This is a genomic window from Cellulomonas sp. JH27-2, assembly GCF_014837175.1.
Classification (GTDB): domain Bacteria; phylum Actinomycetota; class Actinomycetes; order Actinomycetales; family Cellulomonadaceae; genus Cellulomonas.
The window spans coordinates 84,190-100,995 of the sequence record NZ_JACYFR010000002.1; the positions used below are offsets into that span (position 1 = coordinate 84,190).

A 16,806-nucleotide genomic window follows, 5' to 3' on the forward strand; every position below is an offset into this window, starting at 1 on the left:
CGGTCGCGGCGCTGACGGGCGGACGCCCGCCCCGACGCCGTGACCGGCGGACTACGCTGGCCCGATGACCACCTCGCTGGACACCGCGCAGGCTGCCGCCGCGGGCTCGGACACGGGCCCGCAGGAGGGGCTGGCTGACGTCGCCGGGCAGGTCGAGCAGGTCGCCCGACGAGCCCAGCGCGCCTCGCGTCGTCTGGCGACGGCCAACCGCAGCACCAAGGACGCGGCCCTGCACGCGATGGCTGACGCGCTGGTCGCGGCCACGGACCGGGTGGTCGCGGCGAACATCGAGGATCTCGACCGGGCGCGCGCCGGCGGCATGGCCGCGGGGCTCGTCGACCGGTTGGCGCTGACGCCCGAGCGGATCGTCGCGATCTCCGACGCGCTGCGCGAGCTGGCCGGCCTGCCGGACCCGGTGGGCGAGGTCGTGCGCGGGTCCACACTGCCGAACGGCCTGCGGCTGCGCCAGGTGCGCGTGCCGATGGGCGTGGTCGGGATGATCTATGAGGCGCGCCCCAACGTGACCGTCGACGCCGCGGGCCTCGCGCTCAAGAGCGGCAACGCCGTGATCCTGCGCGGCGGCTCGGCGGCGGCGTCCAGCAACTCCGTCATCGTCGACGTGCTGGCGCAGGCGCTCGAGTCCCAGCACCTGCCCGGTGAACTCGTGCAGTCCATCGACGCCTGGGGGCGCGAGGGCGCCGTCGCGCTCATGCGGGCGCGCGGGCTCGTCGATGTCCTGGTGCCCCGCGGCGGCGCGGACCTGATCCGGACCGTCGTGCGCGAGTCGATCGTCCCCGTCATCGAGACCGGCGTGGGCAACGTGCACGTCTACGTCGACGAGAGCGCCGACCTGGGCGACGCGCTGCCGATCCTTCTCAATGCGAAGACGCAGCGCGTCGGCGTGTGCAACGCGGCGGAGACGCTGCTGGTGCACCGCGCGATCGCGGACGAGTTCCTCCCGACGGCCATCGCGATGCTGGCCGACGCCGGCGTGACGATCCACGGCGACGAGACGACGCTGGCACTCGCGCCGGAGGAGGCGGACGTCGTCCCGGCCACCGACGAGGACTGGGGGACGGAGTACCTGTCGCTCGACCTGGCCGTCCGCGTGGTCGAGGACCTCGACGAGGCCATCGAGCACATCCGCACCTGGAGCTCGGGCCACACCGAGGCGATCCTGACGCGCGACCTCGCGGCCTCCGAGCGGTTCGTCGCCGAGGTCGACTCGGCCGCCGTGATGGTCAACGCGTCCACGCGCTTCACCGACGGCGGGCAGCTGGGCCTGGGCGCCGAGATCGGCATCTCGACCCAGAAGCTCCACGCCCGCGGGCCCATGGGCCTGGCCGAGCTGACGACCACCAAGTGGATCGTGCACGGCGACGGCCACGTCCGCCCCTGACCCCACAGACCCACGTGCGACACTGAACGTCAACCCCCACGAGCACAGGAGGAATCACCGTGCACGCTGCTGTGATCGCTGCCGAAGAGGTAGTGAACGAACTGCCGGTCGACCCGATCATCTACGGGCTCACCGCCTTCGGGACCCTGATGGTGCTGCTCTTCGTCACGTACGCCTTCCGCAGCGTCGGTTCCAAGCACTGACCGCGCCGGCTGGTCCAGGCGCGATGACGAACCGGCGACCCCGGCTGGGGGTGATGGGCGGCACGTTCGACCCCATCCACCACGGCCACCTGGTCGCCGCGTCGGAAGCGGCTGCTACCTACGGGCTCGACGAGGTCGTGTTCGTCCCGACGGGGCGTCCCACGTTCAAGCTGGACCAGCAGGTCACGCTCGCGGAGCATCGCTACCTGATGGCTGTGGTCGCCACGGCGGCCAACCCGCGCTTCACCGTGAGCCGGGTGGACATCGACCGCGACGGTGTGACGTACACCGTGGACACCCTGCGCGACCTCAAGGAGTCGCGTCCCGACGCCGACCTCTTCTTCATCACGGGTGCGGACGCGATCGAGCAGATCCTCACGTGGAAGGATGCTGCCGAGCTCTTCTCGATGGCGCAGTTCGTGGCGGTCACCCGCCCGGGGCACGCGCTGTCGGTGGACGGGCTGCCGCAGGACCGGGTGCACGTGCTCGAGATCCCGGCCCTGGCCATCTCGTCGACCGACGTCCGCGCGCGCGCCCAGGCGGGCAAGCCCGTGTGGTACCTCGTCCCGGACGGGGTCGTCCAGTACATCGCCAAGCACAGGTTGTATCGAGGTTTGTCATGAGTGAACCGGGAGAGCGGCGCAGGCGTCGCGACCTCCATCGCGGACCCGACACGGGAGCCGTCGAGCAGGCGACCCCTGCCACGACGCCCCCCGCCGCCCCGTCGGCGGATGCGTCCACGGGTTCGACGGGCGCCGTCCCGTCGCCCGGCTCGCGGCGCGCGCGCCGCGTGAGCGAGGACACCGGGGCTGCGCCGGTTGCCGGCGGATGGGGTGCACCGCAGTCGGCGGCCCAGTCGTCGGCGCCACAGTCGTCGGCGCCACGGTCCGCGCCCCAGACGGCGCCTCAGACGGCGTGGCCGCACGCGGGCAGCCCGGTTGCGTCGGGGGCGCCGGATGCTCGTCCTGCGCCGCGTACCGCCTGGGGAGCGCCGACGGCGCACGCCGGCCCCGCGGGGTCTCGCCCGGACCAGCCCGCGTCCCAGCCATCGGCTCAGCCGCAGGCCTCGGGCGCCGCGGCGCCGACCTCTCGTCAGGCGCCGCCGCCGGCGCGTTCCCAGGACGACGAGGCGAGGTCGCGCCGCTCCTACCGCGACCTGACGCTCGACCCGACGCGATCGTCCCGTCCCGCGACCGGGTGGTCCGCGGCGTCGGCGGGCGCCACGACCGCCGCGAGCCCGTCGCCCGCGAACGGTGCGTCGGCCCCGACGACGGCCCGGCCGGCCAGCCACGGGACACCGTCCTGGTCGGCGCCCACCCCCCGCACGGCACCGGCGAGCGAGACTCCGAGCCACGCACCCGCGCGCCAGGCACCCGCCCGCCAGGCACCCGCGAGCCCGGCGCCACCCGCATGGGGTGCGGCGGCGAGCGCGCAGCCGGGTGGTGCGCCGTCGTCGGCCCAGTCGGTCCGTCGCACCGCGACGTCGGCAGCGGGACGCACGGGCCAGCCCGGCCAGCAGCCCGCACAGCAGCAGCCCGCACAGCCGCAGCTCGGTCAGCAGCACCCGGCCCAGCCGCAGACGCAGCAGGGTCAGCCCGGCTGGCCTCACGCCTCCCAACCGCAGGCCGGGGCTCCCGGAGGGCAGACGTGGTCCCCGACCCGTCCGACGTCCGGGCCGGCTCCGAGGCAGGGCACGGCGTCCGCATGGTCGCCGACCGTCGCGGGCCAGGCCACCACGCACGCCGCAGGCCAGCAGTCCGTGCAGCCGTCCGCGGGCGCACCCGCCCACGCGACCGGCTGGCCCGCAGCACCGGCCGCCGGAGCAGCGACCGCCGCCGCCGCGTCCGCGACCGGGGCGCACGGTCCGGCCTCGCCCTCCTCCTTCGCCCCGGCGACGCCCGGGAACGCGCCGAGCGCGCCCGAGGCGGATGTCGACGACGCCGTGCTCACGCCCGCGTGGCCGTCCCCGACCCAGGAGGCCCCCGGCCAGCCCGCGGCCTCGCCGGCGATGGGGTGGACCGCGCAGCCCGACGAGCGTCCGGTACCCCGCTCGGCGCAGGCGGCACCGGACCCGGTCGGCGCCGGGGGCGCCTTCGGTCCGACGGGAGCGGACGACGAGGACGACGACCTCGACCTGGAGGACCAGCGGCCGCGACACCCGTACACGTGGCTGCACCTGCTGGTGCTCGCCCTGGTGGCGTTCGTGCTCGGCTTCCTCATCATGCTGCTCGTCGTGAACGGCCGCGGCGACAAGGACGGCGCGAACAAGGGGGCGGCGACCACGTCGGCATCCGCGTCCGTGGCCACCGTCGTGCACACCACCTGACCAACCTGCCTGTCCGACCTGCTTTGCACCGGCGTGCCTGACCGGCCCGCTCGAACCAGTCCGAGGAGAACCGTGCCCGCCACCGAGAGAGCCATCGAGCTCGCCGTCGCCGCCGCCCGCGCGGCTGCCGACCGCAAGGCCGAGGAGATCATCGCGCTCGACGTGAGCGAGCAGCTCGTCCTGACGGACGTCTTCCTCATCGCGTCCGGGAGCAACGAGCGCCAGGTCGGCGCCATCGTGGACGCCGTCGAGGAGGCGCTGTTCCACCTCGGCGCCAAGCCGGTGCGCCGGGAGGGCAAGTCGGCGGGCCGTTGGGTGCTGGTGGACTTCGGCGACGTCGTCGTGCACGTCCAGCACGCGGAGGACCGCGTGTACTACGCGCTCGAGCGGCTGTGGAAGGACTGCCCGGTGATCGACCTGCCGCAGGACGCGCGGCCGGGCGAGGCGTCGGACGACGAGACGGACGCCACCGCGTGACGGCCCGTCGCCTGCTGCTGTGGCGCCACGGGCGCACCGCCTACAACGCGGAGGCCCGTCTGCAGGGCCAGGTCGACATCCCTCTCGACGACATCGGGCGCTGGCAGGCCCGCACCGCGGCCGCGCGCATGCTGGAGCGGCACGAGCCCACGCGCATCGTCAGCTCCGACCTCAGCCGTGCGGCCCAGACGGCCCAGTACCTGGCCCGTGCCGCGGAGGTCGAGCTGGAGACCGACGTGCGGGTGCGGGAGCGCGCGTTCGGCGACTGGGAGGGCCTGACGGGCGACGAGATCGAGGCCCGCTGGCCGCAGGAGTTTGCGGTGTGGCGCGCGGGTGGGGAGCCGGCGCGCGTCGGCGCGGAGTCGCGGGCCGTGGTGGCCGAGCGGACCGCGGTGGCCGTCAACGAGCTGGCGGCGACACTGGGGCGCGACGACACGCTCGTGGTGGTCTCCCACGGCGCGGCCATCAGCTCCGCGGTCGGGGCATTGCTCGGGATGCCCGCCGACTGGCGGGGGATCGCCGGCATGCACAACGCGCACTGGGCGGAGCTCGTGTCGTCGTCGGCCTCCGACCAGGCACCGTGGCGCCTGACGGGCTACAACCTGGGTCCCACGGACGCCTCGTCGGACTGGAACGCCGGACCCGACAAGGCCCATGATTCCGAGGCCGACGAGCAGACGAGGGACCCCGCCTGAGCCCGATTGGCTTTTGGGGCCGCGATCGGCCTAAACTTTCCGAGCGCCCGCAAGGGTGTGGTGGCCCGCTCCGGTGGGTCGCGGGGCTGTGGCGCAGCTGGTAGCGCACCTGCATGGCATGCAGGGGGTCAGGGGTTCGAGTCCCCTCAGCTCCACCATGTGATGACGCGGGACATCGTTCATGGATGTCCCGCGTCGTCGTTTCTTATGTAGAGCCCGGCCGTCGGCCGGGCTCTTGTTCAGCCAGTGGCGGGGCGAGTCGCATCTGGGTCGACGTAGCGCGCTCGTCCTCGACGACGAATCCCAGCCTTTCGTACAGCGCCCGAGCACGCGGATTGACGTGCAGGACCCGCAGCGAGACGGACTGGCCGGTGATCGCGGCCCTGGCAGCGATCACCTCGATGGCGGCGCTCCCGATGCCGCGCCCTTGCGCCGCGGGCAGGACCTCGAGATGCCGGATGGTCAGCTCGTCGCCGTCATCGGTCACTTCGGCCAGCCCGACGCGCCGGCCGCTGTCGACGATCGCCGTGAACGAGCCGCCCCTGAGCCCTGCGAGTCGCTCCGCCCACTGGTGCTCCGGGGTCCAGTCGGTGACCGGCTCGACATGCTCGCGAGTCGTCGCCTCGTAGACGTCCCAGGCCCAGTCGATGTCGGCCTCGGTCAACGGCTCGAACGTCAGGCTGCAGGTCATGGCGCAGACCCTATGGCCGCGCGGAGACATCAGAGCACGTCGGGCCGTGCTGTCAGCAGGTGACCGCGAGGCGGCGTGCTCTCGGGTCCACGAGCACGTCCACGTTGTCGGTGCGCTGCTCGACGGATCCACGCCCCCGCGGAAGCCCGCGGACCTCGGGGTCCGCGACACCGTCGATGAGCTGGGCTGCGATCGCCGGGTCCGGGTGCAGGTAGGGGCGGTCCCAGAAGGGGATCAGAGCGTCCCCCACATTCGTGAGCCCGAGCGCGTTCTGTCTCTCGAGCAGGGCCCCGAGAGCGTCGCCAAGAGCACATTGCCTCGCGGCTGCGGAGCTCTCGCCCAGGAGCGCGGCCACCGACGGACCCACGGATCTCGCGCACTCCAGCCCCGCGAAGCGCGTGCCGAGCCATTTCGCGTACGGCGGCCACTGGCGCTCGAGGATGAGTGCCAGGTGCAGCACGACATGGGCCAGGCGCGCAGCGATGATGCGCGCCCCGATCTCGTCGCCGACATCTGCGGCACGGCCCATCAGGGGGAGCTCCTGGCTGATGCGGTTCCAGTCGCAGGCGAGCACGTAACGCCAGACGTCGTCGGGGTACCACGCAAGCGCGTCGCGCGCCGCCCCGAGCTCGCCCGCCAGATCGGTGAACACGGGCCCGGCCGCCACTTCGAGGACGGCCTGCCCTGACAGCGACAACCAGTCATACGCATCCAAGCCGGTACGCGGATCGAACCCGAGCCGCCCGACGACGAACTCGGCGGTCGTGGTCACCTCGACGTGGTGCCGCGGCTCGCTCTCACCCGTGAAGGCGAACCGCGTGGGATGCCCCTGGAACGTTCGCGGGAGACCGCGCTCGAGCTCGGCGCGAACTGCCGAGACCGCATCGTCGGGCACGAACAGGTTGAGCCGGAGCCCCCAGTCGTGATCGCGGGAGACGTCGTCGTCGAGGCGCAGGACGTCCGAGCCGGATCCGAGCCGCCCGGCTGCATAGCGAAGGCCAGGAAGCCTCGACGAGACGATCGGCTCGATCACGTCCGTGAAGTAGGCCTGCGACAGCTCGATCCCGTTCACGACATGATGAGGCACGCGACACATCCTGCTGTGACGCGAACCCACGCGTCGAGCAGAATCGGTGGTTCTCGCTCCGTGCCAGTTCGGTGGAGCAACGGGCGAGCGGATCGGAGGGTGCTGCATGTGTCCTCATGTCGCCGCGGAGGTCCCGTGACGCGCCCCGCGTTCGTGCTGCACGACCATCGGGTCCCGAGACCGCACCAGGACCTGCGCCTGGAGGAGGGCGGGGTCCTGCGCTCGTGGGCCGTGCCCCGTGGCCTGCCGACGGAGGTCGGCCACCCGCGGCTCGCGATCGCGGTCCCGGACCACGACCTCGATCACCTCACCTACAGCGACGACACCAAGCTCATCGCCGACACCGGCTGGTGGGAGCTGCTCGACCGGGACGAGCGCCGCACGGTGTTCGTGCTCCATGGTCGTGCGGGCGCCGTGCAGTACGCGCTCGTCGCTACCGAACGCGGGCTCCTCCTCAGCCGGACCAAGGACCAGCCCAGCCCCCGGACGGACAGGTCGTGAGGCCCCCCGGCGCCCACGGCTGCGCGCGCCGCCTCAGACCAGCTTCTCCAGCAGGTCGACGAGCTGCCGTCGCTGCTCGGGCGTCAGCGGTGCGAGCACGTCGCCCTGGATGTCCGCGATGACCACGTCGAGGCGTTGCAGCGCCCGCTGACCGTCGGCCGTGATCGTCACGATGTTGCGCCGCCGGTGGCCGGGGTCCACGCGCCGCTCGACGAGTGCCTCGTCCTCCAGCTGCCGGAGCGCGGCGGTCACGTCGCTCCGGTCGATCCCGGTGTCGCGGCCCAGGTCGGCCTGGCTGGCAGGACCCCACTGCTCCAGGGCGGCCAGGAGGCGGTAGTGATACCCCCGCAGCCCGTCGCCGTGCGCCTCGAAGCCGGCATGCAGCAGCGCGAGAGCCCTGCCGTGGGCGCGGGCGAGCAGCCACGTCGGACGCGACCGGACGCGGTCGGGGGTGCGGTCGTCGGTCGGCATGCGGCGAGCCTACCCATTGTTGGGTGCGCCAACATCGCCTACGCTGAGAACGTTGGCGTGGCCAACAAGGAAGACGGCGGATGTCGGCACGGCAAGGAGGAGCCATGAGCGATGCGAGACGTCAGCCGCGGACCATGCGCGGGCAGAAGGCGGTCAACGTGCTGGTGCGCGGCCTGCTGCGCACGCCCGGGATCTCGCGCGGGATCGGGCGCAAGCTGGTGACGGTCTACGTCGTCGGTCGTACGTCTGGGCGCCGCTACGCGATACCGGTGGCCTACGAGCGCGACGGCAACGACCTGCTGGTCGGGACGCCGTTCGCGTGGGCGAAGAACCTCCGCACCGGCTCGCCGGTCGACGTGCGGCTCCTCGGGCGTCGCCGAACGTGCGACGTCGTCGTCTGCACCGAGGAGGCCGACGTCGTGGCGGCATACGCCACGATGGCGCGCGCCAACCCGGCGTTCGCGAGCTTCAACGGCGTCCGGCGCGGGGAGGGTGGAGAACCCGACCCGGACGACCTCGCGGCGGCCTGGCGCGGGGGAGCGCGGGCGATCCGGTTGTCTCCGCGACCCGGCGGCTGAGCACGACCCGGAGCGTGGACGTCCGCGCAGCACGGGGCGGCGCACGGATCGCGCGGCGGGCATGATGGGTGCGTCGCCTCCGAGGAAGGACCCGACGCCGATGGTCCAGCGTCAGCTGCCCAATCCCGCCGAGCTGCTCGAGCTCGTCCGGTTCAAGAAGCCCCAGCTCGACGGTCGTCGTCGCCGGCTGGAGGCCTCGCTGACGATCGCCGACCTGCGGCTGATCGCGAAGCGGCGCACGCCCCGCGCGGCGTTCGACTACACCGACGGGGCCGCGGAGGGGGAGATCTCGCTCGCGCGGGCCCGGCAGGCGTTCCGCGACATCGAGCTGCACCCCGGCATCCTGCGGCCTGCGCCGGACGTCGACACGTCGGTGCAGATCCTGGGCGGCAGGTCCGCGCTGCCCTTCGGGATCGCACCGACGGGTTTCACGCGGCTCATGCAGACCGAGGGCGAGATCGCGGGCGCGTCGGCGGCCGGGGCCGCGGGAATCCCGTTCACGCTCTCGACGCTGGGCACCACGTCGATCGAGGACGTCCAGGCAGCCAATCCCCACGGGCGCAACTGGTTCCAGCTCTACGTGATGCGCGACCGCGAGATCTCCTACGCGCTGACCCGCCGGGCCGCCGCGGCCGGGTTCGACACCCTGATGTTCACCGTCGACACGCCCGTGGCCGGCGCGCGGCTGCGGGACAAGCGCAACGGGTTCTCGATCCCGCCGCAGCTCACGCTGCGGACCGTCGCCAACGCTATCCCGCGGCCCTGGTGGTGGTACGACTTCCTGACGACGCCCAAGCTCGAGTTCGCCTCGCTCTCGAGCACAGGCGGCACGGTGGGCGAGCTGCTCGACGCCGCGATGGACCCCACCATCAGCTACGACGACCTGGCCGTGATCCGCGACCTGTGGCCGGGCAGGATCGTGGTGAAGGGCGTGCAGAACGTCGCGGACTCGGTGCGGCTGGTCGACGCTGGGGTGGACGGGATCATCCTGTCCAACCACGGCGGCCGCCAGCTCGACCGCGCGCCGGTCCCGTTCCACCTGCTGCCTCAGGTGGTGCGCGAGGTCGGTGCCGACGCGACCGTCATGGTCGACACCGGGATCATGAACGGCGCCGACATCGTCGCCTCGATGGCGCTCGGCGCGAAGTTCACGTTGATCGGGCGCGCGTACCTCTACGGGCTCATGGCAGGCGGCCGCGAGGGCGTCGACCGGACCATCGAGATCCTGCGCAGCGAGATCGTGCGCACCATGAAGCTGCTGGGTGTCGCGTCGCTGGCCGAGCTCCGGCCCGGCCACGTCACGCAGCTGCGCCGCCTCGTACCCATCGCGGAGGCGGAGCGGACCACGGGCGCGATCCGACCCTGACGATCGGACCGCTCGACACCGTCACGCCGGGAGGTGCACCGAACGGTACTCGGCCCGGGTCGTCGGTGGGGTCGTCGGCAGGCCGGCCGCGCGCCAGGCGTGGAAGCCACCCACGACGTCCGTGGCGCGCACGAGGCCCAAGTCGATGAGCGCCGCCGCGGCCAGGCTCGAGGTGTAGCCCTCGGAGCACAGGACGACGGGCCGCAGGTCGTAGGCCGCCTGCGGGATGCGGGCGTCGCTCGCCGGGTCCAGGCGCCACTCGAGCACGTTGCGCTCGATGACGATCGCGCCGGGCACGCCACCTTCCGCGGCGCGCTGCGCGGCGGGCCGGATGTCGATGAGCAGCGCACCGTCGCGGACGTCGGCCGCGGCGTCGACGGGGGACAGGCGCACGAGCCGGGCCCGGGCGTCGGCGAGCAGCTCGGCGATGGTGCGTCGGGTCGTGACGCCGTCGGCGACGCTCACTCCTCCGGCTCCGTCGTCTCGACCGTGCGGGACGGCACCAGGCCGTGCTCGCCACGCCGGTAGTAGGTCATCTGCTCGAGCGGGGGCGAGTAGGCGTGGATGCTCACGGCTGGTTCGTGGCCGACGTTCACGACGTCGTGGATCTGGCCCACGTCCACGGTCCGCGTGCGGCCGGCGTCGAACGGTGTCGCGACCAGGTCCCCTGCCGCGTCGGGTCGCAGCTCGGTGAGCGTGCCGGCGACGACCGTGAAGGCCGCGTTCGAGCGGCCGTGGTCGTGCGGCTCGGTGCCCTGGGCCGGCAGCCACGACAGGAGCCAGACGTCGACGCCCTCAGGGCCCTCGAGGCGGGTCCACCAGCGTTCGGCCTGCGTGAAGCGGACGATGGGGCGCCACAGGTCGGGCTGGTCGGCGATGGAGCGGACGAGCGCACTGAGCTCGTCGGTGGTCAAGGGAGCGGGGGCGGTGGTGACGGTCATCGGAATGCCTGTCCAGGAGGGCGCACGTCGGGTGCGCGGTGGTGTCGGGGTGAGGCCGCGGGGTCGTGGGACGGACCGGCGGCGGCTGGCTCTGCGAGTCGGCGTGGGCCGACGAGACCTCAGCGGACCCGACAACAGGACGAGGCGGGGCGAGGGCGCATGACATTCATGGCCGACCTCCTGCTCTCGTCGTCGGCGCACCGGGTGCAGCCGAGCCCGGGACCCCTCCCGGACGGCATCAGGGCACCACGTCACGTCGGGCGCCGTCAACGGGGGGCGGCTGTGATCTCGAATACTGGACTGACTCGATCGGATTAACGCGCGCGGCTGTGCCGACGAGACTGCGAACGCTTTCCGCACGCCCGTCCTCGAGCGCTAGTGCGACGCGATCGTCGGACCGTGAGCCGTTCGTGTCGAAAACGTTATCGACAACGATTGACACGTGCACCACCAAGCCCGCAAGATCGGACACGCCAGGCTTCGACCTACCCGTCAACGATGACAGAGGAGTTCCTTTTCATGGCCAGGATGAATCGAGGAGCGGCGCTCGCCGCACTGGGTGCGAGCATCGCGCTGGTGGTGTCGGGCTGTTCCAGCTCCGACGGCGGCAGCAGTGACGACACGACGGCGGACGCGAACAACCCCGTCACCATGACGCTGTGGACCAACGCGACCACCGGTCCCGGTGCGCAGTTCTTCACCGACACGGTCAAGAGCTTCGACGAGGCCAACCCCGGCGTCACCATCAAGATCCAGACGGTCCAGAACGAGGACCTCGACGGCAAGCTCCAGACGGCCCTCAACTCGGGCGACGCGCCGGACATCTTCCTGCAGCGCGGCGGCGGCAAGATGGCCGCGATGGTCGAGGCCGGCCAGCTGATGGACATCACGGACTCGGTCTCGGACGAGACGAAGGCCGGCGTCGGGGAGGGCTCGTTCAAGGCCGAGTCGATCGACGACAAGGTCTACGCGATGCCGGTCTCGGTGCTCCCGGGCGGCTTCTTCTACAGCAAGGACCTGTACAAGGACGCGGGCATCACGGAGACGCCCACCACGCTCGACCAGCTCAACGCGGCCAACACCAAGCTCAAGGCGTCGGGCGTCGAGGCGATCGCGCTCGGCGGCAAGGACGCCTGGCCCGCGGCGCACTGGTACTACTGGTTCGCGCTGCGCGAGTGCAGCGAGGACACGCTGAACTCGACCGCCAAGTCCCTCCAGTTCGAGGACGACTGCTGGACCAAGGCCGGCGACGACCTCAAGGCGTTCAAGGACACCGGCGCGTTCAACAAGGGCTTCCTCACCACGGCGGCCCAGCAGGGCGCCGGCTCGTCGGCCGGTCTGGTCGCCAACCACAAGGCCGGCGCCGAGCTCATGGGTGCGTGGGACCCGGGCGTGATCGCCTCTCTCACGCCCGACGAGAAGCCGCTGCCGGACCTGGGCTTCTACCCGTTCATCTCCGTCCCGGGCGGCCAGGGTGACCCGAAGGCGATCATGGGTGGCGTCGACGGCTACTCGTGCTCGGCCAAGGCTCCCAAGAAGGCGTGCACCGACTTCCTGAACTACCTCGCCTCGAAGGACGTCCAGGAGGCGTACTACAAGGCCTTCAACGCGCCGCCGGTCAACAAGGACGCGCAGGCAGTCGTGACCGAGGACTACCTCAAGGCGGTCATCGCGGCCTTCAACGAGGCGCCGTACGTGTCGCAGTGGCTGGACACGCTGTACGGGCAGAACGTCGGGAACGCGCTCAACACGGCCGTCGTCAACCTCCTGGCCGACAAGGGCTCGGTGGCGGACATCATCACCGCCGTGAACAACGCATCGGCAAAGGGATAGTTCCAACCTCATGAGCGATTCACCGGTCAACCCGTTGGCCGTGAAGAACTCGCAGGACGACCGCTCCGTGGTCGGGGCCGGCAGCACGCCGGCCCCGGCCCCGGCCGCCCTCCCGCGCCGTCGCGGCGTGGGCTGGCGGACGCGGTTCGAGATCGCGGTTCTTTCCGGGCCAGCAGTCCTGATGTTCGTCGGGTTCGTGATCTTCCCGGTCTTCCTGGCGGCCTACTACGGCTTCTTCCGCTGGAAGGGCTACGGCAAGCCGACCGACTTCGTCGGGCTGAACAACTACAAGATCATCCTGACGGACCCTGAGTTCCACGCGGCGCTGGGGCACAACCTCTTCATCGTCGTCGCCTCGCTGGTGCTGCAGGGGCCGATCGCCATCGGGCTCGCGCTGCTGCTCAACCGGCCCATGCGGGGCCGCTCGCTCATCCGCGTGCTGATCTTCGTCCCCTACGTCATCTCCGAGGTCATCGTCGGGACGGGCTTCAGCCTCATGCTCGCGACGAACGGCGCGGCCAACGGCTTCCTGGACAAGGTCGGCCTCGGCTCGCTGGCCCACGACTGGCTGTCCGACCCGGACATCGCCATCTGGACCTTGATGGCGATCATCTCGTGGAAGTACATCGGCTTCGCCGTGATCCTGTTCATGGCGGCGCTGCAGAACATCCCCGACGAGCTGTTCGAGGCCGCCGCGATCGACGGCGCGAGCTACTGGCAGATCCAGCGCAGCATCACGCTCCCGCTCCTCGGTCCGACCCTGCGCATCTGGGCGTTCCTGTCGATCATCGGGTCCCTGCAGCTCTTCGACCTCGTGTACATCGTCTGGGGCCAGTACGTCGCGGGCACCGCGGGCGTCTCGACGATGGCGACCTACATGGTCCAGTACGGCCGGACGGCCGGGAACTTCGGCTACGGCAGCGCCGTCGCGGTCGTCCTGTTCGTCATCTCCCTGACCATCGCGCTCGTCTACCAGCGCTTCGTCCTGCGTCGCGACACCGCCGGCGCACTCACGGATAAGGCAGCACGGTGACCGCCTCGACCATCCAGCTCCAGACCCACCGGCCGCGCTCGCGTGCGACGTCCAAGGCGCGCGGCGGCGCCGGACCCGCGACCTACTTCGTCGCGCTCGTGCTCGTCGGCCTGCTGCTCGTGCCGGTGGTGTACATCATCCTGGGCGGCTTCCGGACGAACAGCCAGATCACGACGGACCCCGCCGGGCTCCCGTCGCCGTGGAAGGTGTCGAACTACGTCGACGTGCTGGCCAACGGCACGTTCTGGCGCGAGGTCGCCAACTCGACGGTCGTCGCGCTCGTCACCTCGGCCGCGGTGGTCGGAGCGGGGCTCATGGTGAGCTTCGTGCTCGCGCGGTACAGCTTCCGCGGGCGTGGCGCGCTGTACGCCCTGTTCGCGGCGGGCCTGATGTTCCCCGTCACCGTCGCCATCACGCCGCTGTACATCGTGGTGCGTGACCTCGGTCTCGTGAACCACCTGGCGGGCGTGATCCTGCCGCAGATCGGGTTCGCGCTTCCGACCACGATCATCATCCTGGTCCCGTTCCTGCGCGCGATCCCGGAGGAGATCGAGGAGGCCGCCTCGATCGACGGAGCCGGCAAGCTCGGATTCTTCTTCCGGATGGTGCTGCCGCTGTCGCTGCCCGGCGTGATCACCACGGGGATCCTGGTGTTCGTCGGCAGCTGGAACAGCTACCTGCTGCCCCTGTTCATCCTCAACGACGAGGGATCGTTCACCCTGCCGCTCGGGGTCCAGGCGTTCTCGTCGCAGTACTCCACCGACACCGCCAAGGTGCTCGCGTTCACCTCACTGTCCATGCTGCCCGCCCTGATCTTCTTCTCGCTCTTCGAGCGACGGATCGTGGGCGGCCTGCAGGGCGCGGTCAAGGGCTGAGGGGGCCTACCCATGACTGACACGCACATCTCCCGGCCGGCCGGCGTCGAAGCGGTTCACCGCGACCGGGGCGTCGACGAGGTCCGCGTCCTGGAGCTCCTGGGGCGCATGACCATCGAGGAGAAGATCGGCCAGATCGTCGGCTTCTGGGACAAGGGCGACGGGGAGTCCGTCGCGCCGCTGCAGGGCGAGTTCGCCGAGCCGACAGGTCTCGCGGAGTTCGCGCGGCACGGTCTCGGACACCTGACCCGGCCTTACGGCACCCGGCCGGTCGACGGCGCCGAGCGTGCCGCGTGGCTGTGGGACTTCCAGCGCAGCCTCGTGCGGGGTACGCGGCTGGGGATCCCGGCGCTCGTCCACGAGGAGGTCCTGACGGGCCTGTCCGCGTGGCGGGCCGCGACGTTCCCGACTCCGCTGGCGTGGGGTGCGGCCTTCGACCCGGAGCTGGTCGAGCAGATGGCCGCCACGATCGGCGAGTCCATGCGCACGCTCGGCATCCACCAGGGGCTCGCCCCGGTGCTCGACGTCGTGCGGGACCCGCGCTGGGGTCGGGTCGAGGAGTGCATCGGGGAGGACCCGTACCTCGTCGGGACCGTGGGCACGTCCTACGTGCGCGGCCTGCAGTCCGCCGGCGTGCACGCGACCCTCAAGCACTTCGTCGGGTACTCGGCGTCGCAGTCGGGCCGCAACTTCGGTCCCGTGCACGCCGGCCCGCGCGAGATCGCCGACGTCCTGCTGATCCCGTTCGAGATGGCGCTGCTCGACGGCGACGCGCGCTCGGTCATGCACGCCTACACGGAGATCGACGGCGTGCCCGTCGCCGCCGACCCGACGGTCCTGACCGGGATCCTGCGCGACCGGTGGGGTTTCGACGGCACCGTCGTGGCCGACTACTTCGGGATCGCCTTCCTGCATCTGCTCCACCACGTCGCGGGCGACCTCGGCGAGGCCGCCGCGCTGGCCCTCGGGGCCGGGATCGACATCGAGCTGCCGACCGGCGACGCGTTCGTCGGACCCCTGCTCGAGCGGCTTCGGGACGGCACGGTCGACGAGGCGCTCGTCGACCGCGCAGTGCTGCGGGCGCTGCGGCAGAAGGACGAGCTGGGGCTGCTCGACGCGACCTTCGAGGACGCGCCGCCCGCGCAGGTCGACCTCGACACCCCCGAGCAGCGCGAGCTGGCGCGGCGGATCGCCGAGGAGTCGGTGGTGCTCGTCGCCAACGACGGCACACTGCCTCTGGCGGCAACGCCGCGGATCGCCGTGATCGGCCCGAACGCCGACCGGACGGCGGCGCTGTACGGGTGCTACTCGTTCGTCAACCACGTGCTGGCGCAGAACCCCGGCGTCGAGGACGGCCTGCACGCGCCGACAATCCTCGAGGCCGTCCGGGCCGAGCTGCCTGATGCCGTCGTCGATGCCGCGGCTGGCTGCGCGGTCGACGACGACGACCGCAGCAGCTTCGGCGAGGCGGTCGCGACCGCGACGGCGGCCGACGTGGCCGTCCTCGTGGTCGGCGACCACGCCGGGCTCTTCGGCCGCGGGACGTCGGGCGAGGGCTGCGACCGCGACCACCTCGAACTGCCGGGCGTGCAGCGGGCGCTCGTCGAGGCCGTGCTGGAGACCGGCACGCCCGTGGTCCTGGTCCTCGTCACGGGTCGCCCGTACGCGGTGGACTGGGCGATCGAGCGGTGCGCCGCGGTGGTGCAGGCGTTCTTCCCCGGTGAGGAGGGGGCCGGCGCCGTCGCCGGTGTCCTGTCCGGGCGCATCAACCCCTCCGGGCGGCTGCCCGTCAGCATGCCGCGCTCCGCCGGGGCCCAGCCCTACTCCTACCTGCACCCCGCCCTGGGGGCCGGTCGGGAGGTCACCAACCTGGACTCGACGCCTGCCGCGCCGTTCGGGCACGGGCTGTCGTACACGACGTTCGAGCGCTCCGACCTGACGGTGGCTGCGCAGGTGCCGACCGGCGGCTCGATCCGGGCCGAGGTCACGGTCGCCAACACCGGCGACGTCGCCGGCGACGACGTGGTCCAGCTCTACGGGCGCGACCTCGTCGGGTCCGTGACCAGGCCGGTCGCCCAGCTGCTCGGGTACGCACGCGTGCACCTGGCGCCGGGGGAGCGCACGGTCGTGCGCTTCGACGTCCCGACCACGCGGCTCGCGTTCTCCGACCGCACCATGCGGCGCGTGGTCGAGCCCGGGGACGTCGACCTGTGGGTCGGCACGAGCGCCGAGCGCGAGACCACCGCACGCACGACGCTGGTCGGCGACGTGCACCTCGTCGGTGCCGACTCGCCGCGCTGGACCACGACAGAGACCCGCTGACGCGCCGA

At 71.9% G+C, this 16,806-nt stretch carries 18 protein-coding genes and 1 tRNA gene; 13 read left to right on the plus strand and 6 right to left on the minus strand.

Annotation, left to right across the window (positions count from 1 at the left end):
- Positions 1-64 precede the first annotated feature (64 nt).
- Entirely contained in the window at positions 65-1,399 is a 1,335-nt protein-coding gene (locus tag IC607_RS05325) for a glutamate-5-semialdehyde dehydrogenase (RefSeq protein WP_191785979.1), read from the plus strand.
- A 226-nt stretch (positions 1,400-1,625) separates the two neighbouring features.
- Positions 1,626-2,225 carry a nicotinate-nucleotide adenylyltransferase gene (nadD, locus tag IC607_RS05330; RefSeq protein WP_191785980.1) on the plus strand — a complete coding sequence of 200 codons (600 nt, stop codon included), beginning with the start codon at positions 1,626-1,628 and terminating at the stop codon, positions 2,223-2,225.
- Positions 2,226-2,748: 523 nt separating this feature from the next.
- Here nadD and IC607_RS05335 read toward each other — a convergent pair.
- Positions 2,749-3,102 carry a hypothetical protein gene (locus tag IC607_RS05335; RefSeq protein ID WP_191785981.1) on the minus strand — a complete coding sequence of 118 codons (354 nt, stop codon included), beginning with the start codon at positions 3,100-3,102 and terminating at the stop codon, positions 2,749-2,751.
- Between the two features lie 259 nt (positions 3,103-3,361).
- On the opposite strand from IC607_RS05335, the gene IC607_RS05340 reads away from it, so the two are divergent.
- The 4 genes from IC607_RS05340 (at position 3,362) to IC607_RS05355 (ending at position 5,258) form a co-directional block, all read left to right on the plus strand.
- On the plus strand, positions 3,362-3,928 hold the full coding sequence (locus tag IC607_RS05340; protein WP_191785982.1) for a hypothetical protein: 567 nt from the start codon (positions 3,362-3,364) through the stop codon (positions 3,926-3,928).
- Positions 3,929-4,000: 72 nt separating this feature from the next.
- A complete protein-coding gene (gene rsfS / locus IC607_RS05345) occupies positions 4,001-4,405 on the plus strand; it encodes a ribosome silencing factor (RefSeq protein ID WP_191785983.1) in 405 nt (134 codons plus the stop codon).
- On the plus strand, positions 4,402-5,100 hold the full coding sequence (locus IC607_RS05350) for a histidine phosphatase family protein (RefSeq protein ID WP_191785984.1): 699 nt from the start codon (positions 4,402-4,404) through the stop codon (positions 5,098-5,100). The genes rsfS and IC607_RS05350 overlap by 4 nt, the downstream gene beginning before the upstream one ends.
- An 82-nt stretch (positions 5,101-5,182) precedes the next feature.
- Positions 5,183-5,258 (plus strand) — tRNA-Ala (locus IC607_RS05355).
- Between the two features lie 47 nt (positions 5,259-5,305).
- On the opposite strand, the gene IC607_RS05360 is transcribed toward IC607_RS05355, so the two are convergent.
- Both IC607_RS05360 and IC607_RS05365 read right to left on the minus strand, forming a co-directional pair.
- Positions 5,306-5,791, minus strand: coding sequence for an N-acetyltransferase (locus IC607_RS05360; protein ID WP_191785985.1), 486 nt, complete (start codon positions 5,789-5,791; stop codon positions 5,306-5,308).
- A 52-nt stretch (positions 5,792-5,843) separates the two neighbouring features.
- Positions 5,844-6,878 carry a DUF4037 domain-containing protein gene (locus tag IC607_RS05365; protein WP_370526025.1) on the minus strand — a complete coding sequence of 345 codons (1,035 nt, stop codon included), beginning with the start codon at positions 6,876-6,878 and terminating at the stop codon, positions 5,844-5,846.
- 135 nt (positions 6,879-7,013) lie between these two features.
- On the opposite strand from IC607_RS05365, the gene IC607_RS05370 reads away from it, so the two are divergent.
- On the plus strand, positions 7,014-7,379 hold the full coding sequence (locus IC607_RS05370; protein ID WP_370526026.1) for a DNA polymerase ligase N-terminal domain-containing protein: 366 nt from the start codon (positions 7,014-7,016) through the stop codon (positions 7,377-7,379).
- Positions 7,380-7,412: 33 nt separating this feature from the next.
- Here the strand turns inward: IC607_RS05370 and IC607_RS05375 are convergent, their stop codons facing one another.
- Positions 7,413-7,850 carry a MarR family winged helix-turn-helix transcriptional regulator gene (locus IC607_RS05375; RefSeq protein ID WP_191785987.1) on the minus strand — a complete coding sequence of 146 codons (438 nt, stop codon included), beginning with the start codon at positions 7,848-7,850 and terminating at the stop codon, positions 7,413-7,415.
- A gap of 104 nt (positions 7,851-7,954) precedes the next feature.
- Here IC607_RS05375 and IC607_RS05380 point away from each other — a divergent pair, with 104 nt between their 5' ends.
- Together IC607_RS05380 and IC607_RS05385 are read left to right on the plus strand one after the other, a co-directional pair.
- Positions 7,955-8,428 (plus strand): hypothetical protein, encoded by a 474-nt coding sequence (locus IC607_RS05380; protein ID WP_225224558.1) that lies wholly within the window; start codon positions 7,955-7,957, stop codon positions 8,426-8,428.
- A 100-nt stretch (positions 8,429-8,528) separates the two neighbouring features.
- The gene (locus IC607_RS05385; RefSeq protein WP_191785988.1) at positions 8,529-9,794 is read left to right on the plus strand and encodes an alpha-hydroxy acid oxidase; all 1,266 of its coding nucleotides are present in this window, start codon (positions 8,529-8,531) and stop codon (positions 9,792-9,794) included.
- 21 nt (positions 9,795-9,815) lie between these two features.
- Here IC607_RS05385 and IC607_RS05390 read toward each other — a convergent pair whose 3' ends face one another.
- Both IC607_RS05390 and IC607_RS05395 read right to left on the minus strand, forming a co-directional pair.
- The gene (locus IC607_RS05390; RefSeq protein ID WP_191785989.1) at positions 9,816-10,259 is read right to left on the minus strand and encodes a rhodanese-like domain-containing protein; all 444 of its coding nucleotides are present in this window, start codon (positions 10,257-10,259) and stop codon (positions 9,816-9,818) included.
- On the minus strand, positions 10,256-10,735 hold the full coding sequence (locus IC607_RS05395; protein WP_191785990.1) for a cysteine dioxygenase family protein: 480 nt from the start codon (positions 10,733-10,735) through the stop codon (positions 10,256-10,258). Before IC607_RS05395 ends, IC607_RS05390 begins: the two co-directional genes overlap by 4 nt.
- Before the next feature lie 498 nt (positions 10,736-11,233).
- Between IC607_RS05395 and IC607_RS05400 the strand changes: the two genes are divergently transcribed.
- Genes IC607_RS05400 through IC607_RS05415 form a run of 4 tightly spaced genes read left to right on the plus strand, consistent with a single transcriptional unit; the run spans position 11,234 to position 16,798 of the window.
- A complete protein-coding gene (locus IC607_RS05400; protein ID WP_370526027.1) occupies positions 11,234-12,568 on the plus strand; it encodes an ABC transporter substrate-binding protein in 1,335 nt (444 codons plus the stop codon).
- Between the two features lie 10 nt (positions 12,569-12,578).
- Positions 12,579-13,601, plus strand: a complete 1,023-nt coding sequence (locus IC607_RS05405) for a carbohydrate ABC transporter permease (protein ID WP_191785991.1) — start codon at positions 12,579-12,581, stop codon at positions 13,599-13,601.
- The gene (locus IC607_RS05410) at positions 13,598-14,476 is read left to right on the plus strand and encodes a carbohydrate ABC transporter permease (RefSeq protein ID WP_191785992.1); all 879 of its coding nucleotides are present in this window, start codon (positions 13,598-13,600) and stop codon (positions 14,474-14,476) included. The genes IC607_RS05405 and IC607_RS05410 overlap by 4 nt, the downstream gene beginning before the upstream one ends.
- Positions 14,477-14,488: 12 nt before the next feature.
- On the plus strand, positions 14,489-16,798 hold the full coding sequence (locus IC607_RS05415) for a glycoside hydrolase family 3 N-terminal domain-containing protein (RefSeq protein WP_191785993.1): 2,310 nt from the start codon (positions 14,489-14,491) through the stop codon (positions 16,796-16,798).
- The last annotated feature ends 8 nt before the right edge of the window (positions 16,799-16,806 follow it).